Source organism: uncultured Polaribacter sp., from assembly GCF_947501385.1.
In the GTDB taxonomy this organism is placed as follows: domain Bacteria; phylum Bacteroidota; class Bacteroidia; order Flavobacteriales; family Flavobacteriaceae; genus Polaribacter.
Map to the genome: position 1 here is coordinate 1 of NZ_CANMVP010000015.1, position 20,113 is coordinate 20,113.

General features: G+C 31.4%; 15 protein-coding genes, 1 tRNA gene and 1 pseudogene. 6 read left to right on the forward strand and 11 right to left on the reverse strand.

Features of this window, described 5'->3' with window-relative positions; translation table 11 throughout:
• Positions 1-161: 161 nt before the first annotated feature.
• The 4 genes and pseudogenes from Q0998_RS10795 to Q0998_RS10810 all read right to left on the reverse strand — a co-directional run.
• Positions 162-521, reverse strand: a pseudogene (locus tag Q0998_RS10795) (site-specific integrase); the annotation flags it as partial.
• A 96-nt stretch (positions 522-617) separates the two neighbouring features.
• Positions 618-702, reverse strand: a tRNA-Ser gene (locus Q0998_RS10800).
• A gap of 91 nt (positions 703-793) precedes the next feature.
• Positions 794-1,321 (reverse strand): ribosome maturation factor RimM, encoded by a 528-nt coding sequence (gene rimM, locus Q0998_RS10805; RefSeq protein ID WP_299669893.1) that lies wholly within the window; start codon positions 1,319-1,321, stop codon positions 794-796.
• Between the two features lie 17 nt (positions 1,322-1,338).
• Positions 1,339-1,893: a 30S ribosomal protein S16 gene (locus Q0998_RS10810; RefSeq protein ID WP_299669894.1), complete on the reverse strand. Its 555-nt coding sequence runs from the start codon at positions 1,891-1,893 to the stop codon at positions 1,339-1,341.
• A 394-nt stretch (positions 1,894-2,287) separates the two neighbouring features.
• Here Q0998_RS10810 and Q0998_RS10815 point away from each other — a divergent pair, with 394 nt between their 5' ends.
• From Q0998_RS10815 to Q0998_RS10830, 4 genes are all read left to right on the forward strand, one after another.
• The gene (locus Q0998_RS10815; protein WP_299669895.1) at positions 2,288-2,740 is read left to right on the forward strand and encodes a PA2169 family four-helix-bundle protein; all 453 of its coding nucleotides are present in this window, start codon (positions 2,288-2,290) and stop codon (positions 2,738-2,740) included.
• A gap of 204 nt (positions 2,741-2,944) precedes the next feature.
• Entirely contained in the window at positions 2,945-7,285 is a 4,341-nt protein-coding gene (gene dnaE, locus Q0998_RS10820) for a DNA polymerase III subunit alpha (protein ID WP_299669897.1), read from the forward strand.
• 330 nt (positions 7,286-7,615) lie between these two features.
• Entirely contained in the window at positions 7,616-8,920 is a 1,305-nt protein-coding gene (locus Q0998_RS10825; protein WP_299669899.1) for a D-arabinono-1,4-lactone oxidase, read from the forward strand.
• Between the two features lie 138 nt (positions 8,921-9,058).
• Positions 9,059-9,709 carry an HAD family phosphatase gene (locus Q0998_RS10830; protein WP_299669901.1) on the forward strand — a complete coding sequence of 217 codons (651 nt, stop codon included), beginning with the start codon at positions 9,059-9,061 and terminating at the stop codon, positions 9,707-9,709.
• Positions 9,710-9,766: 57 nt separating this feature from the next.
• Here Q0998_RS10830 and gldA read toward each other — a convergent pair whose 3' ends face one another.
• From gldA to Q0998_RS10865, 7 genes are all read right to left on the reverse strand, one after another.
• Positions 9,767-10,708, reverse strand: coding sequence for a gliding motility-associated ABC transporter ATP-binding subunit GldA (gene gldA, locus Q0998_RS10835; protein ID WP_299669903.1), 942 nt, complete (start codon positions 10,706-10,708; stop codon positions 9,767-9,769).
• 47 nt (positions 10,709-10,755) lie between these two features.
• Complete coding sequence (locus Q0998_RS10840) at positions 10,756-11,526, reverse strand: hypothetical protein (RefSeq protein WP_299669905.1); 771 nt, start codon at positions 11,524-11,526, stop codon at positions 10,756-10,758.
• A 3-nt stretch (positions 11,527-11,529) separates the two neighbouring features.
• Positions 11,530-12,669 carry a geranylgeranyl reductase family protein gene (locus tag Q0998_RS10845; RefSeq protein ID WP_299669907.1) on the reverse strand — a complete coding sequence of 380 codons (1,140 nt, stop codon included), beginning with the start codon at positions 12,667-12,669 and terminating at the stop codon, positions 11,530-11,532.
• Positions 12,670-12,761: 92 nt separating this feature from the next.
• Positions 12,762-15,512 carry a TonB-dependent receptor gene (locus Q0998_RS10850; protein WP_299669909.1) on the reverse strand — a complete coding sequence of 917 codons (2,751 nt, stop codon included), beginning with the start codon at positions 15,510-15,512 and terminating at the stop codon, positions 12,762-12,764.
• Positions 15,513-15,540: 28 nt separating this feature from the next.
• Positions 15,541-16,386 carry a GLPGLI family protein gene (locus Q0998_RS10855; RefSeq protein ID WP_299669911.1) on the reverse strand — a complete coding sequence of 282 codons (846 nt, stop codon included), beginning with the start codon at positions 16,384-16,386 and terminating at the stop codon, positions 15,541-15,543.
• Positions 16,387-16,496: 110 nt separating this feature from the next.
• Positions 16,497-17,339 (reverse strand): GLPGLI family protein, encoded by an 843-nt coding sequence (locus Q0998_RS10860; protein ID WP_299669913.1) that lies wholly within the window; start codon positions 17,337-17,339, stop codon positions 16,497-16,499.
• Positions 17,340-17,342: 3 nt separating this feature from the next.
• Positions 17,343-17,708 carry a hypothetical protein gene (locus Q0998_RS10865; protein WP_299669915.1) on the reverse strand — a complete coding sequence of 122 codons (366 nt, stop codon included), beginning with the start codon at positions 17,706-17,708 and terminating at the stop codon, positions 17,343-17,345.
• Positions 17,709-17,828: 120 nt separating this feature from the next.
• Here Q0998_RS10865 and Q0998_RS10870 point away from each other — a divergent pair, with 120 nt between their 5' ends.
• Together Q0998_RS10870 and Q0998_RS10875 are read left to right on the forward strand one after the other, a co-directional pair.
• Positions 17,829-19,433: an ATP-binding protein gene (locus Q0998_RS10870; RefSeq protein WP_299669917.1), complete on the forward strand. Its 1,605-nt coding sequence runs from the start codon at positions 17,829-17,831 to the stop codon at positions 19,431-19,433.
• A complete protein-coding gene (locus tag Q0998_RS10875) occupies positions 19,426-20,106 on the forward strand; it encodes a response regulator transcription factor (protein ID WP_299669919.1) in 681 nt (226 codons plus the stop codon). The genes Q0998_RS10870 and Q0998_RS10875 overlap by 8 nt, the downstream gene beginning before the upstream one ends.
• Positions 20,107-20,113 lie beyond the last annotated feature (7 nt).

Sequence of the window (20,113 nt, forward strand, 5' to 3'; positions counted from 1 at the left end):
GATTTGTAGGATGGTTGAAGAAAAGCCAGTATATCAAAAATTAATAAAACAGAAGCTAAACGTATAACTCAATAAATAAATTAATGCAATGGTTGTGCAAATAATATTTACAAGTGATAAACAGAAACGATTAAGATAATGTGTTTTTTTTTAAAATTTTATTATTCTCTATTTTGGTATTTTAAATCTTTATTATTAATTTTCTCTAATTTACTTCTTAATGAGGCCATATCTTCACTAACTTTTCTGTCAACTATTTTAGCATAATGCTGTGTGGTTTTTAAAGATTTATGTCCCAACATTTTACTTACTGATTCTATAGACACTCCATTGCTTAGCGTGACCGTAGTTGCAAATGTATGACGCGCTAAATAAAAAGTTAGATTCTTATGAATCCCACACACATCTGCTATTTCTTTTAAATAAGCGTTCATTTTTTGATTGCTTAATATTGGCAGTAGTTTATCTTCATTTAGACATTGCGGATGCTCAGCATATTTTTCAATAATCATTTGTGCTATTGACAACTTAATGAACTTTACGTACTAATTGAAAATGAAAAAACGCCGTAAAACCTAAGTTTTACAGCGTTTTGATTGCGTTTATTAAACTCTAAGCAGAAAGGAAGGGATTCGAACCCTCGATACGTTGCCGTATACACGCTTTCCAAGCGTGCGCCTTCGACCACTCGGCCACCTTTCTAAATTATTATGTTTGCAAATCACAAATTTTATGGATAAGCAATCTTTATGGTAATAAATACTTTACTCGTAACCTTGTTCGTAATAAAAAATTACTCTAAATAAAGTGCTATTAAGCCTTCTGGAGTTGCAACGTGTATCGTATTGTTTTCTCTATCCACTTTCTTAATAAAGTCATCAATCATAGGAATAAAGATTTCTGTTCCTTCTCTATCAATTTCAAAAAGTGGTTGTGCCGCTTTGTCGTTGATATGAACAATCGTTCCTACTTCACCAAAATTAGCATCAACAACAGTAAAACCAATTACTTCATGAAAATAGAATTTATCTCCAGACAGTTTTGGTAATAATTTCATTGGCAAATAAATGCCACATTTTAAAATCGAATCTGCTGCTTCATCAGAATACACATCTTCAAATTGTACGCGTAATTGATTTCCCTTATGCAGCGAACTTTTTTCAATAAAAAATGGAACCAGATTACTGCCAAATTCGACATAAACTGATTCCATTTCTTTGTACAACTCAGGTTCGTCTGTATCTAACTTGATAACAACTTCACCTTTAAAACTATATTTTGTTACGATTTTGCCTAAATAAAAACAATCTTCCTTACGCATAATCGTATTAATTATAGTTATTCAGCTGCTTTTTCTTGTGCTTCATCAATTGTTTCTGGAGCGTCTTCATCAGCAACTTCTAGCGCTTCAATTTCATCAGAAGCATCACCTGCTTCTTCAGTTTCTGGAACTGCAGCCGCAATTCTTGCTTCATTTACCGCTTTTTCAGCAGCAAACGCTTTTGCTTTTGCTTCAGATTCAGCTTTAGATAAACCAGCTTCTTTATCAGAAACTTTGGTAGCTTTCTCTTCTAACCAAGTCGCAAATTTTTCATCTGCTTGTTCTTGAGTTAAAGCTCCTTTTCTTACACCACCTACTAAATGATTCTTTAACATGGCACCTTTATAAGATAAAATGTTTTTTGCAGTATCTGTTGGTTGTGCACCGTTTTGTAACCAAGTTACAGCTTTATCAACATCTAAATTGATTTCTGCTGGGTTTACATTCGGGTTGTAAGTACCTATTTTCTCTAAGTATCTACCATCTCTTTTTGCACGTCCATCAGCAGCAACTATCCAATAGAATGGCTTTCCTTTTTTACCGTGTCTTTGTAATCTAATTTTTACAGGCATAATCTGTTAATTTTTTAAGGTTCTCGACCTTGGTTATTAATAATCTTACCATCTCGTAGTAAGTGGGCGCAAAAATACAAAACCTTTTTAAACTAAAAGGCTAAATTTTCAACATTTTTTATTGGGCGCCTGCCTGCTGAGTAAGTAGGTTTTAACGGGCTTTCCATTATATCTTTTTGCAAAAAGCAAAAAAGATGTCATTTCAATCCCTAACGCGCTCACTAAAACTTAATAAAACTCTTAAAAATATGCTAAAATTCAAATGAGTCAAGAATCAAATCTTTTGCACTAATTTAAAGTATACATCTAACATACATTTGTAGCATCAAACAGATGTAAAACAATACGCATCTCAAAAATAAAAGTATTGAAATTTAAAATGAAAATGATAGTCATGAAGTACACAGAAAAAATTTCGAACAGATTAAACGAATTATTAGAAAAGAATTACGATGCCGAAAAAGGATATTTAAATTCCGCAGAAAGTGTTGATAGTTCTAAATTGAAAATGTTTTTTAAGAACAGAGCATCAGAAAGAAGTCAATTTGCAAAAGAGCTAAGAACAGAAATCTTGTCTTATGGGCAAATTCCAGAAGATGATGGTTCCTTAAAAGGAATTATGCACAGAAATTGGATGTCTTTAAAATCTTTGTTTAGTGCAAATGACGAGGAAGCCATTTTAGAAGAAGCTATTAGAGGTGAAAAAGCAAGTTTTGAGGAATATTGTGAAGTCTTAAAAGAAGATGATTTTGCACCGTCTACAAGAAAATTGTTAGAAGCACAAAAGCAACAAATTCAATCTGCAATTAACTCATTGAAGATGCATGAGGAGCTTGCATCAAAATAAAACGATGTAATTACTAGTAAATATTAGATAAATAATTAAAAAAGTCAATCCTTAACTGGGTTGGCTTTTTTGTTGATAAGTCTATACAAATTAACAACTCTAAATGATGAATGTTTTCGTATTTTTAACCTCCCAAATATTTTATTGAAAACAATTGTCAACATACAATTAAACATTTAACCAATTCAACAATTACACACAAGAATGTACTTAATTTTTGATACTGAAACAACTGGTTTACCTAAAAGTTGGAATGCACCTATTACAGACACAGACAACTGGCCAAGGTGTGTACAAATTGCGTGGCAATTGCATGATAAAATGGGAAATCTTATAGAACATAACGATTTCTTAATTCAACCAGAAAACTATAATATTCCTTATGATGCCGAGAGAATTCATGGAATCTCTACAGAACTTGCTGAAGAACAAGGAATCGAATTAGAAAAAGGTTTAGCTTTATTTAAAGAAGTATTACAAAAAACCAAATTTATTGTGGGTCAGAATTTAAACTTCGATTTGAATATTATGGGATGTGAATTCCATCGATTAGGTATTGAAAATCCATTAACTTCACTTCCCGTTTTAGACACCTGTACAGAAAAAACGGCTTTGATGTGCCAAATTCCTGGAGGTCGTGGAGGAAAATTTAAACTCCCAACTTTAACTGAATTGCACAACCATTTATTTGGTGTTGGTTTTGGTGATGCGCATAATGCAACTGCCGATGTTGAAGCAACAACAAGATGTTTTTTAGAATTAATTCGTTTAAGAGAATTTACCAAAGAGCAATTAGATGTTGATGCAGAATATTTTAAAAACTACTCGGAAGCCAACCCGAAACCTATTCAAGTAATTGGTTTAAAACACATCAACCTAAAAAAGGAAAGTGATAAAATTCGCAAACGCCTTGAGAAATTAAAAAATACAGCAGATACAAAGTCTACTTCAGATGGTTTAGCGGAGTTAAAAGATGTTCAATTTTCGCATCTACACAACCACACACAATTTTCTGTTTTACAGTCTACCATGCAAATTGGCAATATTGTAAAAGCAGCAGCAAAAGACAATATGCCCGCAGTTGCAATGACAGATACTGCAAACATGATGGCGGCTTTTCATTTTGTAAGCGCTATTTTAACGCATAATAAAACTGCAGAAACACCAATGAAACCCATTGTTGGTTGCGAGTTTAATGTTTGTGAAGATCATAAAAATAAATCACAGAAAGACAATGGTTACCAAGTTGTTTTATTAGCCAAAAACAAGAATGGGTATCATAATTTAGCAAAAATGTCTTCGATTGCTTTTGTGGATGGATTTTATTACGTTCCAAGAATTGATAGAGAAATCATTGAAAAATACAAGGAAGATATTATTGTTTTAACTGGAAATCTATACGGCGAAGTTCCGAGTAAAATTCTAAATCTAGGAGAAAAACAAGCAGAAGAAGCATTAATTTGGTGGAAATCTATCTTTAAAGATGATTTTTATATTGAATTAATGCGTCACAATCAGCAAGATGAAACCATTGTAAATGAAACCTTATTAAAGTTTTCTAAAAAACACGATGTTAAAATTGTTGCCACGAACAACACCTTTTATTTAGAGAAAAAAGACGCAAATGCGCATGATATTTTATTATGTGTTAAAGATGGCGAAAAACAAGCAACGCCCATAGGGAAAGGGCGTGGTTACAGATATGGTCTGCCAAATGAAGAATATTATTTCAAATCTTCGGATGAAATGAAAACCTTGTTTGCAGATTTGCCAGAAGCCATCATCAACATTCAAGAAATTGTAGATAAAATTGAAATCTTCACACTAGCGAGAGACGTTCTGTTACCCGCTTTTGATATTCCTGAGGAATTTAAAGACATAAAAGATGAACAAGACAAAGGAAAACGCGGAGAAAATAATTTTTTAAAACACCTAACTTATGAAGGCGCAAAAAAACGTTACGGAGAAATCACAGCATCTATTAAAGAACGTTTAGATTTTGAACTTTCTGTAATTGAAAAAACAGGATATCCTGGTTACTTTTTAATTGTAGAAGATTTTATTCGCGAAGCTAGAAATATGGATGTGGCAGTAGGTCCAGGTCGTGGCTCTGCAGCAGGTTCTGTAGTCGCTTTTTGTTTGTGGATAACCAATATAGATCCGATTAAATATGATCTACTATTTGAGCGTTTCTTAAATCCAGAACGTGTTTCGATGCCCGATATCGATATTGATTTTGATGATGAAGGCCGTGGACGCGTAATGGATTATGTAATTAATAAATATGGTGCAAACCAAGTGGCGCAGATTATTACCTACGGAACCATGGCTGCAAAATCTTCGATTAGAGATACCGCCAGAGTATTAGATTTACCACTTTTTGAAGCAGATAGAATTGCGAAGCTGATTCCTTTAATCAAACTAAAAAATATTTTTGGTGAGGATGCAAAAAGTAAAGGAAAAGTAGCAGGTTTACGAGCTGAAGAAAAACAATTGGTTGAAGAGTTAAAACATATTTCCTTTGGAAGTGATTTGGCTGCAGAAACCATTAATAAAGCCACTATTTTAGAAGGTTCTGTTAGAAATACAGGAATACACGCCTGTGGTGTCATCATTACCCCAGGAGATATTACCAATTATGTGCCTGTTGCTTTGGCAAAAGATTCAGACATGTACGTAACCCAATTTGACAACTCTGTAGTAGAATCTGCAGGTTTGTTAAAAATGGATTTCTTGGGCCTAAAAACGCTGACTTTAATTAAAGACACCGTAAAAATTGTAAAAGCAAAACACAATATAGATTTAGATCCTGAGAATTTTCCTTTAGATGATGAAAAAACATACGAATTGTTCCAAAAAGGAGAAACTGTAGGTATTTTTCAATATGAATCTCCAGGAATGCAAAAACACATGCGCTCTTTAAAACCAACGGTTTTTGCAGATTTAATTGCCATGAATGCATTGTACAGACCAGGGCCAATGGAATACATTCCGAGTTTTATCAACAGAAAACACGGAACAGAAGATATTGAGTACGATTTACCTGCCATGGAAGAATATCTGGCAGAAACCTACGGAATTACAGTCTACCAAGAACAAGTAATGTTGCTCTCGCAAAAATTGGCAAATTTCACCAAAGGTGAAGCCGATGTTTTGCGTAAAGCCATGGGTAAAAAGCAAATTGCGGTTCTAGATAAAATGAAGCCAAAATTTGTAGAACAAGCTGCTGCCAATGGTCATGATGCTGAAAAATTAGAAAAAATCTGGAAAGATTGGGAAGCCTTTGCAAGTTATGCTTTTAACAAATCGCATTCTACTTGTTATGCTTGGATTGCGTATCAAACCGCCTATTTAAAAGCGCATTACCCGGCAGAATATATGGCCTCTGTACTTTCTAACAATATGAATGATATCAAATCGGTGTCATTTTTTATGGAAGAATGCAAACGTATGGGACTAGAAGTTTTAGGCCCAGATTTAAATGAATCGTATCTAAAGTTTTCAGTAAATAAAGAAGGTGCGGTTCGTTTTGGAATGGCAGCTGTAAAAGGTGTTGGCACTGCTGCTGTAAAAGCGATTATTGAAGAACGAGAAAAAAACGGGAATTACACCTCCATTTTCGATTTGGCAAAACGTGTAAATTTACGTGCAGCGAATAAAAAATCGTTCGACAGTTTAGTAAAAGCGGGTGCTTTTGATTCTTTTACAGACACACACAGAGCACAATATTTTTCAGTAGATGAAAAAGGAATTACCTTCTTAGAACGCGCTATGAAATTTGGAAGTAAATATCAGGAAAATGAAAATTCTGCACAAGTTTCTATGTTTGGCGAGGCTTCTAATATACAGTTTCCAGAACCAGACATTCCAGCATGTGAAACTTGGGGAACAATGGAATTGTTATCACAAGAAAAAGAAGTCATCGGGATTTATATTTCTGCGCATCCTCTAGACGATTTTAAAAATGAAATGATTTTTTGCAATGCATCGTTAAAGCATTTTAAAGGTGATATCGCAAAATATGTAAATATGAATTTGTCTTTTGCAGGAATCATTTCAGATGTGCAACATAGAGTTTCTAAAGCCGGAAAAGGTTGGGCCATGTTTACAATTGAAGACTATAGTGACAGTAATGAATTTAGGATTTTTGGGGAAGAATATTTAAAAATGAAGCACTTTTTAGTACCAAATTCTTTTTTGTTTGTACGTTGTACAATTCAGGCAGGTTGGACCAATAAAAATACAGGAATTGTTGGAGAACCAAGAATGAAATTCACCGAAATGAAATTGTTACATGACATTATGGATGAACTCTGTAAAAAAATAACCATCAAAATTCAATTAGAAGAAATTAAAGAAAACACCATTTTAAATTTAGAAACCATTCTAAAAAATAATCCTGGAAAACAAGCGTTGAATTTTACCGTTTGGGATGCCAAAGAAAAAATCGAGGTAAGTCTACCAAGTAGAAATACAAAGGTAAAAGTTTCTAATGAATTGTTGGCTACTTTAGAGAGTCAGCAAATTAACTTTAAGTTGAATTAAGAGATTTAGCAAAATCTAATTAACTCCTGCAAGGTGTCCAAAACCTTGTAGGTATTAACCTCTGTTTAACTTCGACAAGCAGACTGAAACTTTTCGTTTGAATTGATATTGTTAAAAATTAAGTTTTTACAAAATTTTCAGTTGGGAACTGCACAGTTCCGAACTGAAACGTTCTGAACTTTATTACTATAAAATTAGTTCCTTTTCTAGAATCTCCCAACCTTACAAATCAACCTTAAATTAAACTCAATCTTAATAGTAATAATATTAAAAAAGCATTTATTCAAAAATGGATTAATGCTTATTTTTGCAACATATTTTATACAATTAATGATACAAGAAAAAAATGGTACTTGGGTAAGCTGGAATGAAAATCTTACCTATAATTACGAATCTCTTTACAAAGTTACTACTGAAGAAGAATTACAAGAAGTTGTTGAAAAAACGGATAAAATTCGTTTTTTCGGAACCAAGCAATCATCCGCAGATATTGCCGCAGGAATAGAGACTTTAATTGATATTACTTCTTATAATAAGATTTTATCTTACAATGATGCTGAATTTACAGTTACTGTTCAATCGGGTGTAATTTTAGGCGATTTATTAGAAGCTATAGAAGCAAAAGGCTGGTGTATTCCGTGTTTACCAGATATCAACACCATTACCATTGGTGGTGCTTTAGCTACAGGAACGCATGGCACAAGTGGAAAATTATTGTGTGAGTATGTAACAAATTGTACGTTGGTTTTAGCTAATGGTTCTTTGAAGAAAATTGAAGATGGTGATGAATTAATGAATGCTGTTAGGGTTTCATTAGGCGCTTTAGGAGTAATGTCTACCATTACTTTTAAATGTGAACCCATTTATACCTTACATATTAAAGAAGGTCCAGAAAGTGATGCTGAGTGGTTGCCAAAAATTAAAGAAAGATTAAAAAAACATGATTTTTTAAGAATCTTATGGTTGCCTCACACAGATAAAGGCTATGTGATTACTGGTGATAAAATTGATCCTAAAACGAAAATTAAAGAAGATTTGGGTCCTGATTATTTAAAGCATAGAAGAACAGCGTCAAAAATATTATATAAATATTCGCATATTTTTCCTTGGACGACTGCAGTTGCTAACAAAATTTTAGCAAAAAGCTTTTTCAGTACAACAAAAGAACACAAAGGTTCTTTATACCAAGCAACGGTAACAAAATCTAGAGGTTCTACTTTAGAACTCGCTGAATGGACCATTGGTTTGGATAAATTTCCGTTGGTTTTTGAAGAATTGAAAACCGAAATTAATAAATGGAGTAACAGGTCATTTATTCATATTCCTATGGATGTTCGTTTTGTTTATAAAGACAAATCTTGGTTAAGCTATGCCTATAATGAAGATACGGTTACCATGGGTTGTGTTTCAAGAAATGCTGCCACTGCAGATACCTATGAAGCTTTTAAAAGTGTTGAAAAGATATTTTTAAAACACGGAGGAAAACCACATTGGGGCAAACGTTTTACTGCAAAAAATGCGGAATTATCTAAAGTATATGATAAATGGGAAGATTTTAAAGCCTTAAGAAGAAAAATGGATCCAACAAATAAGTTTCTGAATCCGTATTTAACTCAACTATTTAACGAGAAATAAAGGAATTTTCAAAACCAAAATCCTTTATTTTGCCCACCCAAAATTGTAAAGAACAATTTCAACCTCCCCAAAGGGGAGATAAAAAAGAAGCTCCGAGTAATAATTATAGGGAGAATAATTAAATTAAAACTTATAAAAATGTTACCAAAAGGAATATTATTTGATTTTGATGGTGTTATTGTCGATAGTGCAAAAAGTCACAATACCGCTTGGTCTTCTGCCTTTAAAGAATTATTTGGCACAGAAATAGCAGCGTTTCCTAAAAGTCTTTCGGGAAAATCTCCCATGGTAATCGCAGCATATTTCTGCAGCTTCATTGGGAAAGAAGCACAAACTAAAGATTTATTTTTTCTAAAGGACACACATTTAGACGTCAATTTTACAACACCTAAGTTATTACCTGGTGTACATGAATGTACTACATTTTTATCAGAGAAAAGTATTTCATACGGAATTGCAAGTAACGCCACCAAACAGTTTTTGAAAAACAGCATTCATCATTTGAATTTAAATTTTACCACTGTTTTTGGTTTGGAAGATTACGAAAAACCAAAACCTGCCCCTGAAGCATACATTACCTTGGCAAAAGCATTAGATTTTACAGAAAATGATTTTAAAAATATTTGGGTTTTTGAAGATAGTTTAACAGGAACTACTGCTGCAAAATTAGCTGGTATGATTCCTATTGGAATTTTAACGCAGTATTCTGAAGAGCAATTGAAAGAAGCTGGAAGTCAAATGGTTTTTCCAACATTGTTGGAAGCATATCAATATTTGAAAAACTTGTAATTATTTTATAAAAATATAAGAAGATCCTTCAGGTTTTAAAAATCTGGAGAGTTTTTTTTATACTACTGCCTTTCCAGAAATGACAGATTGAGTCAATTCTGTAAATAAACTTTCCAACGTTTTGTTTTCTAAACTCAATTCTAAAATTTTAAAGTTATTTTTTTGTGCAAAATCGAATAGCTTAGGACGCATATCTTCTTCATTTTTAAAAGTAAGCAACCATGTATTTTTGTAAGTATTTTTTGATGAAATTAAATGCTCTAACTGATCGAATTGAGAAACTCCAATTGTAGTATTAAAAACAACTTTTATAACTTGTTCTGTGCTATTCTGAAGTTCAGCAAGTGTTTTATCAACTAAAATTTCTCCTTTTTGAATAATTATTACACGGTCGCAAACTGCCTCTACTTCTTGCATAATATGTGTAGAGAAAAGTACCGTTTTGTCTTTGCCTAATTCTTTAATCAATGTTCTAATTTCTAGCAATTGATTTGGATCTAGACCTGTGGTTGGCTCATCTAAAATCAATACATTTGGATTGTGTAAAATAGCCGCTGCCAAACCCACTCTTTGCTGATATCCTTTAGACAATTGATTTATTTTTTTGTGAGCTTCTGTAGTTAAACCAACTTTTTCGATACAAATTTCTATTTGGCTTTTTTGTGTCCCATTGAGCGCAGTCGAAATGTTAAATATTTCTGCATGAAATTGTAAGTATTCTCTTACATACATGTCTGTATACAACGGATTGTGCTCTGGCAAATACCCAATAGATTTTTGTGCTTTTAGTGAGTCTTGTAAAACATCTATTTCATCTACAAAAACGGCACCTTTTTCGGGCTTTATAAAACCTGTTAAGATTTTCATCATTGTAGATTTCCCAGCACCGTTTGGCCCTAAAAAACCAATAATTTGTCCTTTTCCTGCTGAAAAAGAAACTTCATTCAACGCTTTTTGAGTTTTGTAAGTTTTAGAAACGGAAGTTACTTGTATAGACATGTTACAAAGGTAGTTTGAATAATTAGTATAACGTAAATAGTATATTTTTAGTTTGTAGTGTTTGAATTATTCAACCTTAATTTTCGAACACTTTTCATACGAGACCAAGCTATTTTATGACGCTGCTTATACAGCCATAAGGTTCCCAAATCTAATAGAAAGTAGAAGAAACTAATGCCACTTGGCGGATTTCCACTTGGTAAAAAAGGTATAAGATCCCAAGCTGTTGCTGGCCACCACCAACATTGGTAACTTGTACCCACAATTTCTAAAAACGCAACTGCCAAATACATTGTCAAATAAAACAAACGCTCTCTAGGTTTTTTTCTTAAAATCATTAACGTAGCTGCTGTTAATACAAAACCGAATACATCATTCTTAAAAATTAAAAAGAAGATAGCATATAAAACAATTAAAATAGTAAACGCTTTTTCTAATTTTATACTATTATGTTTAGAATACGATGTCTTTACAAAATATAGAACACCTGCATAGACCAAAGCATGTCCCATGGGAATATAATGAGGTACATTTTCTAACCTATAGGTATACATTCCCATAACTAGTGAAAATAAATATTCGCCAACAAAACCTATAACTACGGCATATATAAGTTGCTCTTTAATCCTTGAATTTACTTTCAATAAAGTGATACAAAATATAACAACCATTATAACATTTGCCAACCACTGTAAATCTTGATAGTTTTCTGTTACATAAACGCTATCAATAAAAAGCCCTATGGAAATATAAAGAAATAAAATTCCGAGAGTTTTTAGAAATGCTGAAGAAAAAGTTTTAGATGTTACTACGCTCATATTTTAAGAGAAAATAGCGTTTCTCAATTTCTTTTTTATTTTTTTGTTGATGTCTTTCGGATAGGTCCTTTCGCCCATTAAAATTTGTGTCATTCCTTCACAAATGCTATCACCGTATTTTTTGATTAAAAAATTTCTAATTTTTTCATTTTCATAAAATAGTTTAGACAAACGCAAGCCCGTTTTTAACTCAGGAATTAAATCTTCATTTAACTTGTTATTGTAAATTTCTGCGGATAGTTTTTCGTCTAAATTTCCTTCAATAATTGATTCAGCAGCCATGATTCCAGAGAATATAGCATTGGATATTCCCTCTGCTGTTAACGGATCTGCAAAACCTGCTGCATCTCCTACTAAAAATACATTCTTTTTTACAAAGCTGTCTGTTCTTGGAGAAACAGGAATTTGAAAACCATGCATTTCTTCAGAAATAATTTCTTTAATGCCTAACGTATCTGTAAGATATGCTCTGTACAACTTTTTAAAATCGACTTTTACTTTTCTAAACGATGCCAAACCGATAGACAAATGGTTTTTCTTTGGAAAACTCCAACCATATCCCATAGGAATTGCATCAAAATCTAAACGAACACTTTTAGAAAGTCTTTTAAAATCTTCGGTATTTACTTCAACCTCATATTCTAATGCAGGAATTAACAAACGAGTTTCTTTCCATCCAGAAAGTTTTGCTGTTGGACTTAAAACACCATCTGCAGCAATTACAAATTTTGTTTGTACGTCTCCTTGAGAAGTATGTAAAATAATGTTTTCTGCAAAAGTGATGTTTTTTAATTTATGATTTTCTAAGAGTGTAATTCCTTTTTCTTTTGCTTTTTCAACAAGAAACTTATCAAAGTCATCTCTCATGACCATACTAATTACGGGTTCTTTTCTTTCTGAAAAAACATGTACACCAGCTTTTTTAAAAAAAGCATCTACTCTAAAAAATTCTTTTTCTACAACTTCACTAACATCAAAAGGCATTTTTCTTCTTCCTCTGTATGCAAAACCTCCTCCACAAGTTTTATACCTTGGTAAGGTTTCTTTTTCAATAATTACTGTAGAGATTCCTTTTTCAGCTAATTTTAACGCTGCCGAAGCACCTGCGGGTCCACTACCAATGATGGCTACATCGAAGAACATATATTATAATTTATTTCTACAAATATATTGTTTAAAATAAAAAATGGCTCAAAAAGTTTGAGCCATTTTAATTAAATATATGTTATGCTATTTTATAACTGATATCTTACTCTTAAACTTACAAATCTTGGCAATATAAAAGTTTCATTAACTGTAAATGAAATAATACTCTGACTAACAGAAGCATTAGAACCTGTTGCTAGTAAGTTACTGCCTACCAACTCATATTCCCATTTTGCATCTTTATCTTTTCTATAGGCTAATGTAGCATTCCAGATATTAAACGAATTTAAAACACTTCCATCTTGTCTTTGTTCTGTATAAGAAAAATCAGATTTTACTGTTAAGGAATTCCAAATATAGGCATCAAAATCAATAGATGGGGCATGTCTTATGGTTTTAATATCTGTTGGTCTAGAACTATTAATTTGATCACTAAATGTTAAATTATAGCGCAGACTTACATTTGGAGCTTTTGTGAAATTTGTACCAATTCTAGTATTAAAACCTCTTGAAATATTTTCATTTGTATTTTCTTCTGAATTCAAAAATTGATAACTTTTATTGTAAGAATAATTACCACCGAATCTTGCTGTAATCTTTTTTATGGTTTTACTAACACTACCAAATGCAGAAAAATTTTCATTGTCTAAAGGCGAATTGATAGAAGTACTACTTCTAACTACAGAACCAGGCTCGAAAATAGTATTATTATTTACTTGGTCTGAAGTTTTTGTATAATTGACTCTTGCAAAAACGCTGCTATTATTAAATAAGTTAAAGCTTCTATAGTTTAAGTTGAAATTATGAGAACTCGCATTTAATAAGCTCGCATTTCCTGCAAAGAAAGAGTTATAGTTATTTGCTACAATACCTCTAGCAATTTGGTTTACATCTGTAAAATTTACTTGTTCTCTATAACTAAAATTTAAACTTTCACTTCGTTTAAACTGCATAATCATTTCAAATTCTGGTAGAAATTTCGTGAATTTGTCTTGAAAAAACTCTGTTTCGTATTGTGTATTTCTCGAATTGTAAGAATGCATTGTAAAGCCTGGTGTAAATGTAAAAATACCTGCTTTTAAACGATATCTTAGTCCTGCATACAAATCTGTAAAATTATACTCTGTATCATTTGTAATCTGCTCATCATCTATGCCTTCAATAGCTGGACTTGGGTCAAACTCGGTTCCATTGTCTAAAATTTGAAAAAATCTAGAATCAAAATTTTGCTTACTTAAAATAGTACCTGCAACAAAATTCAAATTACTTTTTGAATTTAAAATATAGTAATAATCTAATTTCGCATCTAATTGGTTTGATTTTACTTTTCTATCTTGTTCTAAGTTATAGAATTGATTAGACCTGTCTAAGCCTAAACTCTCTGCTGCATCGTCAAAACCATCATTATCAACAGCATCGTTATTATTAGGATTATTTTCTAAAGAAGCAATGTAGAAAGGATCTTCATCTTGTAACAAATGCTGTACCTCTAAAGCAAAAATACTTTTTTCACTGGCCGTATAGAAATAACTAAAATCTTGATTTATAGTATAAGGTGTCGCTTTCTCTCTTTCAACAATATCACTCAAAACCAGAGAATTTACATTGTCTGTTCTAAATTCATTAGAAAAACGACCAGAGATATTATAATTCAATTGATTGTTAAAATCTTTCTTATATATTGTACTAAACCTAAACAAACCTGTATTACTAGTTTGATCTGTTGTATTATCAACAAAATCATCTGGAGTGGCTGGATCTATATAATCTATATCATTAATATTTCTTTGTCCATTACTATTACTAGACCAAATTAAAAAACCATTTAAATCTAATTTTTTATTAGGTGAATAACTAAAGTTTAATGCAGATAGTTTGGTTTCAATTCTATTGGCATTTCTAGCACTCGCTGTTAGAAAACCAATTCCAGCATCTGCAATATTAATGTTTGTACCGTTAGATGGACTCTGACTTTGAAAGCTTCCACCAAAACTTCTTACATCTCTTCTACTTAAGACCACTTCACCAATATTATTTACATCTCCAATAACATTTATGGTATATTTGGGTGTATAATAAAATAATTTTGGTTGAAATAAATACAAATCAGCATCTGGAGAATTTCCAACTCCAGCTGTTACATCTCCAAACCAAAAATTCTTTTTACCTTCTTTTAGCTTGATATTTATCGCAACTCGATCTTGGTTGTTTTGAACACCACTCAACTGACTTACATCCCCATAATTTCTTAAAACCTGAATTTTATCTACGGCATTAGAGGGAATGTTTTTGGAAGCCAATTTAGTATCGCCACTAAAAAACTCTTTACCATCTACCATTATTTTCTCAACAACCTTTCCTTCCACTTCAATTTCACCATCATCATTCACCTCAACACCTGGTAATTTTTTTAAAACATCTTCTAATTTACGTTCAGAACCGTTTTGAAAAGAATCTGCATTGTAGATGATAGTATCTCCTCTTACAGTTACGGGCATTTTAGAGACAATTTCTATACCATCTAGCATGTTATCTTCAAACATGGTAAAGTTTTTACTCATATCTGTAGTACTTGTTTTTACAAACGCACTAATTTCTTTAAAACCAATATAACTTATTTTTATATTGTAAACAGTGTTGGTTTTTAAATCTAACTTAAAGTTCCCTTTCGCATCTGTAAAACCATAAGAAGCTATTCTTTTCGCTACGGTATCTAGTGCGATTACATTTGCCATTTCTAAGGGGGTTCCTACAGAATCTGTTACAACTCCTCTATATTCTATTTGTGCTGAAGTTGCCGCAGAAATCATTAAAATGGCAATTACTAGGATTTTTTTCATGTGTCTTTTATTAATTCATTTTTTTTAATTAGTTTCTACGTCTTCCACCACCTCTACTTCCTCTTGCTTGAAAGCGTTCTTTTAATTCTTCTGTTTTTTCTTTTATAATTTCATTATATTCTTCTCTTGAAACTTCTTTTCCTTTTTTAGGTTCTTCTATTTCTAAAAGACCTTCAGAACTAATAGTAACTTCTGTACAAAGCATTGTTGTTCTTCCTGCATTTAACTCTAAAATTAAACCTGGTAAACCATAATATTTATCTGGTCCAGTACTTACGGGAATTTGTGGTGTATACCAAGCTGTAACGTTTAGCATTTTTTTCTCTATTTCTTTCTCTTCTGTATTTGTAGGATCTTTTTTCTTATCATTTCCTCTGCCTCTTCTCCCAAAAATACTTCCGAAATCAATATTTTTATCTTCTATAGTTAGCGTTGCTTTATAACAGGTATATTGACCAATTTTTTTTGTTTCTGTACCCATTTCCCATTCTGGTTGCTCCATTTCTTCAACAATTAAAAAACGTTTGCTAAATTGCTCTACATCTTCAATCATTTTATTGTCTTTTGTATTTTTATAGATTGAACCTTGCCCATTACTTCTTCCCCAACTTGGCCCAGAAGCTCCTGGTGCTTCTAATGAAACTTCTTCTTTAAAAGAAGATGCTGTTTTATTAAAAGTTAATGTGTATGTTTTTTCTAAGAAGTTTTTCATACGAGCCATAATTTCTTTTTTTCTTTGCTCGCTCATTTGATCTCCAAACCTGCTCATGTCCATGGTTGTTTTAGACATATACACAGCTTTGCCCTGAAAATTCTTCTGTGCAAATGTGGTGATGCTAATGAATGCTAATAGGATTGTAAATAGTGGTTTCATAATTTTTGTATAATTTTTTGTCAAAACTAGTGTTTAAAACTAACCCTTAGACTTAAATAAAACTTAAAAGTTTAATTTAAAAATCAAAAAATTAAACAAAGATTGAAATTTTATCCACCCATTTTAATTTTTACTCCATTTCCTAAATCCATTCCATTTCTACTTTTCATCTTTTCTAACATTTCTTGGGTTTTCTTTTCTTGAATTTCAGTAAACGTTTTTAAGGAAACAACCTTCCCTTTCTCTGGTTCTTTGATTGTAATTTTTTCTGACGGATTTAATACAATCTCTGTACAAACAATTGTTTTTTTACCATCATTTATCTCTAAAATTAAACCGGGTAAACCTTGGTAGTTCCCAGGGCCATTGCTCACTGAAACTTGAGGTGTATACCAAGCTGTAGTAACTACGGTTTCTTTCTTTTTTTCTTCAATAGTTTCACCATCTTTCATCCTAATGTTCTTATGCTCTACTTCTTTTGTATAAGTAGCTTTATAACAGGTATAGGTTCCTATATTTTTAGTTTCAGATGATAATTCCCATGCGTATACAGGTAATGTATCTTTCACTAAAAAACGTTTTCCTTGAATCTCTGTTTGATTTACAAAACGCCTATCTTGAGTATTTTTATAATAAATACTACCATTTCCAGCCCCTCCTATAGAGATTACTCTAAAACTTTTGCTCCCCGCTTGTCTCTTTGGTGCTTTTAATTGCACCTCTTCTTTATAAATAGATGTTGATTTATCAAATTCTAAAATGAATGTTTTTTGGTTCATTTTTTGCATTCGTTTTCTAAACTCTTCTTGCATTTTTTCACTAATACCTTCTTTTTCGCCTCCAAAACTAATATTAGATTTTTCACTCGTTTTATAAATTGCTTTTCCTTGAAAGTCTTGCGCATGTATTGTTGCCACAAATAGAAATGCTACTATTAGAATAATTGTTTTCATAATTTAGTTGTTTTGATGTTTTTTAGAAATTTTAATAATTGATTTTACTCCTTTTTTTGCTTTTATAATTAAAGAGTCTATGTTTTTACTTTCACCAGAAACCTTAAATGAACTTTTAAACTTATTTTTAGATTTTTTAAAATCTAACCCAAAAGTCATTTCAATAATTTCCTTTGGCTTATTGATTTCAAAAGCTTCTTTTACATGTTTCCAATCGATTGTTTTTAAAGCTTCGATGTTATCCACAGTGTAAGAAATCGAGGTTACTTTTACGCCTGATGTTGTTATTTTCTTATGTGTTGAAATCTCTTGCTGACCAAAAATTATGGAAGCAAAAAGAAACATAAATACTACTGGAAATTTTTTCATTAATATGGATTTTAATAGGAACAATACAAAGATGCGTATGAAAATTAGCTTTTTGAGTTAACGAGTGTTAACGACTGTTAACAGCCATGTATTCTTAAAATTACTACCTATATTTGAGGTATGAAAACAAAGAAGTATCAATGGGTTTTTTACTTTATTACCTTCACCATTATTGCTACAATTGGTGTGCAATTGTATTGGAACTATAAAAATTATGAAGAAAATAAGCAAAGAGTTACCAATGAGATTCAGCTAAGTTTAGACAATGCCGTAGAAGAATATTATTCATCTCTTGCCAAAAGCAACTTTATTACTATTGTAAATACTGATGATGGCGATGCTCACAAAAAATCGTTACAAAATAGTAGCATTAGTAATATTCTTAAAAAATTAAAGAAAAACACTTCTAAAAATAATAAGTCTAGAGTAAAAATTAACAATATTAAGATTACTTCTGATGAAAATCTCTCTCAAGAAAAAGTAGATTCTATGATGAATTCTACAAAGAAATTTGTGACAGAATTTAATCTAGATTCAAATTCTCCTTTAAGCAAAAAAGCCGACTCTGTACAAATACTAACCCAATTTACAGATAAAGAAAATGGCTATACCTTGCATAAAAATGGAACAAAAACAGCTGTAAAGTACTACGAAGGAAAAAAAGCAGCAGATAGCTTAAGGTTTATTACAAGTATTAAACCCATTTTTATCTCTTTTTTAGACCAATCTGTAGCATACGAAAAGATAGATTCTCTGATAGAAAAACAGTTGAATCAAAAAGGAATTGATTTAAAAACAAGTTTTCATCATTTAAAAAATGATACTTTATTTCATCAAACAAAAGATTCCATTTTAAATGCTGAAACTTTCTCGGTAAGCTCAAAATCTACTTTTCTTAAAGAAAACGAAGCTTTTCAATTAGTATACAACAATACTAGTTTTGAGGCTTTAAAAAGAAGCTCTTTTGGCATTTTATTATCTTTATTACTTTCTTTAGCCGTAATTTTTAGTTTGTTTTATTTGCTAAAAATCATCAATCAACAAAAAGAATTAGCAACCATAAAGAACGATCTAATTAGCAATATTACCCACGAATTTAAAACCCCAATAGCTACCGTTTCTACCGCAATTGAAGCTATTGAAAATTTTAATGTTTTAGAAGATAAAGAGAAAACAAAAAAATACCTTTCGATGTCTTCTGTTCAGTTGAAAAAATTACATCAAATGGTAGAAAAATTATTAGAAACTGCCACTTTAGATAGCGAGCAACTCATTTTGAAAAAAGAAACAATTGATGTTGTAGAAACCATTGAAAAGTTAGTGAGTAAGCATCAATTTTTAAATTCAGAAAAAGAAATCTCCTTTTCATCTAATCTAAAACCTATTTATTTAAAAGTAGATAATTTTCATTTTGAAAACGCAGTCTCTAACTTGATAGACAACGCAGTAAAATATGGTGGAAATAAGATAGAAATCACCATTAACGCTATTTTAAATACTACTGAAATTTCTGTTGCAGATGATGGAAATGGCATTGATAAAAATCAACAAGAAAAGATTTTCGATAAATTTTATAGAGTTCCAAAAGGAAATACACACGATGTAAAAGGTTTTGGAATTGGCCTGTATTACAGTAAAAAAATCATTGAAAAACACACGGGAACTTTAGAGTTATCCTCTACAAAAAATAGTACCATATTTAAAATAAACTTGCCGAATGAATAACATTAAAGTACTCTTAGCAGAAGATGAAGCTAGTTTAGGAATGATTGTAAAAGAAAGTTTAGCGTCTAGAAAATTTACTGTTTTTCACGCTGTGAATGGTGAAGAAGCTCTGTTTCTTTACCAACAAGAAAAGCCAGACATATTGGTTTTAGATGTAATGATGCCCAAAAAAGATGGTTTTACCTTAGCAAAAGAAATACGATTAGAAAATAAGACAATTCCTATTATTTTTTTAACAGCAAAATCACAAACTAGCGATGTTTTAGAAGGTTTTGAACATGGTGGAAATGACTATTTGAAAAAACCTTTTTCTATGGAAGAATTAATTATTAGAATGAAAGCACTCTTAGATAGAAACGAATTAAAAGGGAATTTAGATGATTTAAAAATTGGAGCATACATTTTTAATGTAACGAAGCAACTACTATCTTATGCTGAGGAAGAAGAAGAACAGTTAACACATAGAGAAGCACAATTACTTTACCATCTTTATGAAAAGAAAAATGAAGTATTAGACAGAACAATAATTTTAAATAAACTTTGGGGAAATGATGATTTCTTTAATGCCAGAAGTATGGATGTTTTTATTTCTAAGCTAAGAAAAAAGTTAAAAAAAGATGAAAATATTCAAATTATAAACGTGCGAGGCTTTGGTTATAAATTGCTTTGTTAATTCTAAA